The 5,831-nt window shown below is 56.5% G+C and carries 4 protein-coding genes; 1 reads left to right on the top strand and 3 read right to left on the bottom strand.

Features of this window, described 5'->3' with window-relative positions:
- Positions 1-251 precede the first annotated feature (251 nt).
- Positions 252-473, top strand: a complete 222-nt coding sequence (cspD, locus tag ACKLKD_RS27230) for a cold shock-like protein CspD (RefSeq protein ID WP_002896516.1) — start codon at positions 252-254, stop codon at positions 471-473.
- Positions 474-539: 66 nt separating this feature from the next.
- Here the strand turns inward: cspD and macB are convergent, their stop codons facing one another.
- From macB to ACKLKD_RS27215, 3 genes are all read right to left on the bottom strand, one after another.
- Positions 540-2,480: a macrolide ABC transporter ATP-binding protein/permease MacB gene (macB, locus tag ACKLKD_RS27225; RefSeq protein WP_080897568.1), complete on the bottom strand. Its 1,941-nt coding sequence runs from the start codon at positions 2,478-2,480 to the stop codon at positions 540-542.
- A complete protein-coding gene (macA, locus tag ACKLKD_RS27220; RefSeq protein WP_080897569.1) occupies positions 2,477-3,592 on the bottom strand; it encodes a macrolide transporter subunit MacA in 1,116 nt (371 codons plus the stop codon). The genes macB and macA overlap by 4 nt, the downstream gene beginning before the upstream one ends.
- A 147-nt stretch (positions 3,593-3,739) precedes the next feature.
- Positions 3,740-5,398 (bottom strand): ATP-dependent endonuclease, encoded by a 1,659-nt coding sequence (locus ACKLKD_RS27215; RefSeq protein WP_080897570.1) that lies wholly within the window; start codon positions 5,396-5,398, stop codon positions 3,740-3,742.
- Positions 5,399-5,831 lie beyond the last annotated feature (433 nt).

The following is a 5,831-nucleotide window of genomic DNA, read 5'->3' as shown; positions in this document are numbered from 1 at the left end:
ATAGATCAATAGATCATAGATAACTATCATCTATCGCTTCTATCCGCGACGGCTGTCACATTCCCCGGCAATAGCGTTAACTGCTTCAAATTTTGACGCATTTTTCGCCGTTCCCCCTCCTCAATCGCTTGACGCGTTTTCGTATTTCTCTAAATTGTAGTAGCGAGAGTTGGCGAGCAATTGAACAACTCGTCACTCCACCACCGGTTCATTCCATCTTACTAATAAAGATTTACGAAGGATGTCGAAGTATGGAAATGGGTACTGTTAAGTGGTTCAACAATGCCAAAGGGTTCGGTTTTATCTGCCCTGAGGGCGGCGGCGAAGACATTTTCGCCCATTACTCCACCATCCAGATGGATGGTTACAGAACGCTAAAAGCCGGACAAGCCGTTCGGTTTGATGTTCACCAGGGGCCAAAAGGCAACCACGCCAGCGTGATCGTCCCTGTGGAAGCGGAAACGGCTGCATAACTCTTTTGCTTCATTGTGTACATCCTGCTAATAAAATGCCAGTCCTTCTGACTGGCATTTTTATTCCTATTCCCGCGCCAGGGCATCCACCGGATCGAGCCGCGCCGCATTGCGTGCGGGCAGCCAACCAAACAGCACGCCGGTCAGCGTCGAACAGAGAAAAGCCGTCACCAGCGCCAGCGGAGAAAAACCGATCTCCCAGCCGGGCAGCACCAACTGCAGAATAAACGCGATCATCAGCGACAACGTCACCCCCAGCGCGCCACCGACCAGGCAAACCAGCACCGCTTCGATGAGAAACTGCTGTAGCACATCGCTGGCCCGAGCGCCTACCGCCATGCGGATGCCGATCTCCCGCGTTCGCTCTGTCACCGACACCAGCATAATATTCATTACACCAATACCACCAACCACCAGAGCAATCACCGCCACCAATGTCAGGAACAGCTGTAAGGTATGTGTGGTCCTTTCGGCGGTTTTCAAGACGCTGTCCATATTCCAGGTGAATACATCTTTTTTACCATGCCGCAGCTCCAGCAGACGCAGCAGCTGCTTCTCTGCCGTTTCACTGTCGTAGCCTTCATTAACGCGCACCGTAATGGAGTTCAGCCACGACTGCCCCATCACTCTTCCCGCCATCGTGGTGTAAGGCAACCAGACGCGGAGAATTTTACTGCTGCCGAACATTGACTGTTTTTCATCTGCGACGCCAATCACCGTGGCGGGCATATTGCCGACCAGGATCACCTCTCCCACCACTTTCGCTTTATTGGGAAACAGCTGTCGGCGGGTATTGCTGTCGAGTACCACCACCTGCGCCCGGCTGTTAAGCTGGAGCTCATTAAAGGTATTGCCTTCGCTAAACGTCATGCCATAAACATTAAAATACTGCGGCCCGACCCCCTCCGCGCTGGCGGCAACGTCAATATTATTGGCGCGCAGGCGCAGGCTTTTCGACACCGCCGGCGTGGCGGAACGCACCCACGGCTGTTTCTGGATCGCCAGCAAATCGTCATACTTCAGCGCCTGCTGATAGCGCGGGTCGTCGTCACCAAAATCCTTTCCGGGGTAAACATCGATGGTATTGGTTCCGATGGCGCGAATATCCGCCAGCACCATCTGCTTAGCCGCATCGCCGACCACCACGATCGACACCACTGAGGCAATACCGATAATGATGCCGAGCATGGTCAGCAAAGTGCGCATTTTATTCGCCGCCATCGCCCGCCACGCCATGACCAGCGCTTCGCGAAAGCCGCTGGTAAACTGACGCCACGCCGAAGGCTCCGCCTGCTGACGGGCGCGCAGCCCGCCGCGCTGTAGACTACCGGGCGGATTGCGGACGATCTCGCCATCGCGGATCTCAACGATCCGCTCCGCCTGAGCGGCCACCTGCGGATCGTGGGTGACGATAATCACCGTGTGCCCCTGTGCTTTAAGCTGATGGAGGATCGCCATCACCTCTTCGCCGGAATGGCTGTCCAGCGCGCCGGTTGGTTCATCAGCGAGGATCACCTCCCCGCCGTTCATCAGGGCGCGGGCGATACTGACCCGCTGCTGCTGGCCGCCGGACAACTGCGATGGCTGATAGTCCGCCCGATCGCCCAGCCCCAGCCGCATCAGCAGCTCATGGGCGCGCGCCAGGCGCGCCCGCCGTTCACTGCCAGCATATACCGCTGGCACTTCAACATTCTGCGCGGCGGTAAGGTGTGACAGCAGGTGATAACGTTGAAAAATAAAGCCAAAGTGTTCCCGCCGCAGCCGCGCCAGCGCATCGCCATCCAGCTGCGCGATATCGGTTCCCGCCACCCGGTAGGTGCCGCTGGTGGGTTTGTCGAGGCAGCCAAGGATGTTCATTAGCGTCGATTTGCCCGAGCCGGAGGCGCCCACGATCGCCACCATCTCACCCGCATGGATGCTGAGGGTGATCCCCTTGAGGACCTCAACGCTGCCGTCGCCAGAAGGGTAGCTACGACGAATATCACGCAGCTCAAGCAACGCCGTCATTTTGCCGCCCCGCTCGCGCTCTCGCCGACGATCACCTCATCCCCCTCTTCCAGGCCCTGCACCACCGCGACGTCGGTATCGTTGCGGGCGCCAATGGCAACCTCACGCTCTTTTACCTCACCGGTGCGCAACAGCCGGACGTGGTAGCGGTTATCACCCACCGCGTCGCCCAGGGCGCTCAGCGGAATAGTGATCACGTTTTTCACCTCGGCCAGTTGAATATGCACCTGCGCGGTCATGTCGAGGCGCAGGATCCCCTGCGGGTTCGGTACCTCGAAGCGGGCATAATAGAAGATGGCGTCATTCACTTTTTCCGGCGTCGGCAGAATGTCTTTCAGCTTACCTTCATAGCGGGTTAGCGGGTCGCCCAGTACGGTAAACCACGCCTTTTGCCCCGGTCTGAGGTGGATAACATCCGCTTCAGACACCTGCGCTTTGACCAGCATGGTGCTAAGATCCGCCAGCGTCAGAATGTTTGGGGCTTGCTGCGCCGCGATCACCGTCTGTCCCTGCAGGGTGGTAATTTGCGTCACTTCACCTGCCATCGGCGCCAGTATCCGCGTGTAGTCGAGGTTGGTCTTCGCGGTATCAAGGGTCGCCTGGTTACGCTTAATTTGCGCCTCAATCGTACCGATTTGCGCCTGTTTCACCGCCAGGTCGGTGGTCGCGGTATCGAGGTCCTGTCGCGACACCAGCTGGCGCTGCGCCAGCTGTTGCTGACGGGCAAGAGTCACCTGCGCCAGTTTACTCTCTGCGCGTGCCTGGTTGAGCTGGGCCCGCAGTTCCATTAGCGTGGCTTCAACCTCTTTAATCTGGTTTTGCGCCTGCTCAGGATCGATAACCCCCAGCAACTGGTCCTTTTTGACCTTATCGCCAATATTGACATGTAGCGTTTTCAGCTGTCCGCTGACCTGGGCCCCCACGTCAACTTTGCGCAAGGCGTCCAGCTTGCCGGTGGCCAGCACGCTCTGCTGGAGGTCGCCTTTACGCACCACCAGCGTCTGATAGTGCGGCAGTGGCGCGTTGAGAATGCGCCATCCCCAGACGGCTAACGCCAGTACAACGATTGCCAGCAGCCACCAGATGGTCCTGCGTTTTCCCTTCACTTTCATAATCCGATTCCTGCTGTTTCTCCTGCCGCTTCAGGCGGTGATTCTATCGAAACCCACAGGCGACAGAACACCCATTTTTAGCGTTGCTTACGTTTTGTTGAGCTGCCGGAGAAGTTTGCGCCGTCGGTATTCCCGGCGGCGATGAGATTAATCAGCGCGACCGCGTGCCAGCCACAGCACTCGCGAGAACATTTTTTTCAGCAACGTTGGCACCGCGTCCACCCCACGACGGCCCGCTTCCATCGCCACCTCAATAGCCAGGTCAGGCTTAGATGAGCGATGGATGGCTTTAGTGATCACCCGCCGCATATTCATCGGGACATTGGCCGGGATCTGCGCCACCCGGTGATAAACATCATCAAATCCCTGGCGGTACATAAAATGTTCCATATCCAGCGCCGGCAGGCTGGTCAAATGGTCGCGCTCCAGCTCACGATCGTTATTGAGCAGACCGCGCACCGTCGCGGCATATTTTTTCCCCGCTTCATCACCATCCACCAGAACATGCCACTGGATCCCCATCCGCCGGGCAAATTTGATTAATGGTTTCAGGCCGGACTGGGCGAATTCAATCACCTTCACCCCCTCGGCATCAAAATGATGGCCACACTGGCGGGCCAGTTCGTTGATGACCCAGGTCTCTGTCTCCCCCTCCACCAGCAGCCAGCAGCGGGCGAAGAGCGATGAAGCGCGATTGAAACGAATATGAAAAGCGATACGCCGGCTGTCTTCGGCATTCATTCCGCCCGGCCCCAGCCGCCACGCCGATACCCGCGCAGACTCGCGCACCAACCGGCATACCTGCTCCACCGGTGTCAGGGACAACAGCTCTCCGGAGTTGGTGGTGGTCACGCGCTGCAACGGCAACAAATTCAGCAGGTGCCAGGCGACGGAGAGCATGATCGGATGCAAACGGGTTTCCGGATCTTCAATCAGCAGCAATGGCCGCGCATCGCGATCGAGACGTACTGTTCCTTTGGCCTGCAGCAGGGTGGCAAACAGCCCCAGCAGGATCACCCGATGGCTTCTCCCGCCGGGCTTATCAATCATCCGGTTGATAATATCCAGATAACGCCAGCTGCGCTGTTCATCATGCGAACGCCGTCGCATCAGGCGATGTCGCGTCTGGGCGCTGCTTTGCTCGGCAAAGTAATGTTCCAGCAGTTGCACCATGGCCGACAGCCCCTGGCGGATCTGACCGTCAGATAAATTTTGCGGATGGCTGACCAGTTCGCGGGACAGGAAATCCAGCTGGCGGGCGGTGATCTCTATCTGCGGCGAGTGCGGCACCGTCCCGTTATGAATGCGCCGCATAAAGCGCGCGTCGCGCAGGCGCAACACCGGCATCAATCGCACCAGGTGTCGGGCCAGCTCGTCAATATCTTCCAGCGCCAGCGCTTCACCTTCACCATCGATAAAACTGCGCAGGGTCAACACGCTGTCGTCCCCGGCGAGCTCGCCCTCGAGGCGGTAGAACACCCGGTGATACCCGTCATCGCAAGGCACCCAGCAGCGCTGAAGCGGACGAAAGCGCCGCACCCGATGGCGACCAGGTTCCGTTTCGCGGAAGGTCAGGATAATGTGCAAATGGTGTTCGCGCCCCTGGATGTCACCGGGCGGAAACCAGAAGTCATCGCGGACAAAGTGATAAAGATCGAACTCAGGGGACAAAAGCAGGGTCAGCGCATCGAGCAGACTGGACTTCCCCCACGCGTTCTCCCCGATCAGGACGTTATTTTGCTCCAGCATCAACGACAAACGATTGATACCGCGAAAACCGACGATTTCTACGCGCTCAAGAAGCATATCCCCTCCGCTACACCACCCCTCTCCTTCAGTAATCAACAGTATAGCGAGGGCGACGGCAAGATGACACTCCGCTTAATCGCCTCTGGGCATCATATTCAGTAAGTAAAATATATTCATAAAATTGTTCAATTATCCCCTATTAACGGCTATTGATTATTCATCAAACAAAATAGTTTTATTTTAGACGTTCTGTTCTACACTATTGGTAATCTCGCACGGATAAAGGAATGGCAATCCCGGCAAACGGAATCTCTTCACCTTGCCCTAAATCAAATAATATCAATATATTTAACTGGCTGTGGGATGGCGATTATCTCTAAAATAACGCCGCTTTATTTTTGTCGTCGTCCCTTATCACGATAAATAAAGACCGGCACGGTCCGCTCGTGCGCGTATACATTTAAATTGAGGTGGTTATGTTCAGAAAATT

This window comes from Klebsiella sp. 10982 (assembly GCF_048589245.1).
Lineage (GTDB): Bacteria > Pseudomonadota > Gammaproteobacteria > Enterobacterales > Enterobacteriaceae > Klebsiella > Klebsiella quasivariicola.
The sequence above is the reverse complement of the archived record's forward strand: the minus strand, read 5'-3'. Positions and strand labels throughout refer to the sequence as shown.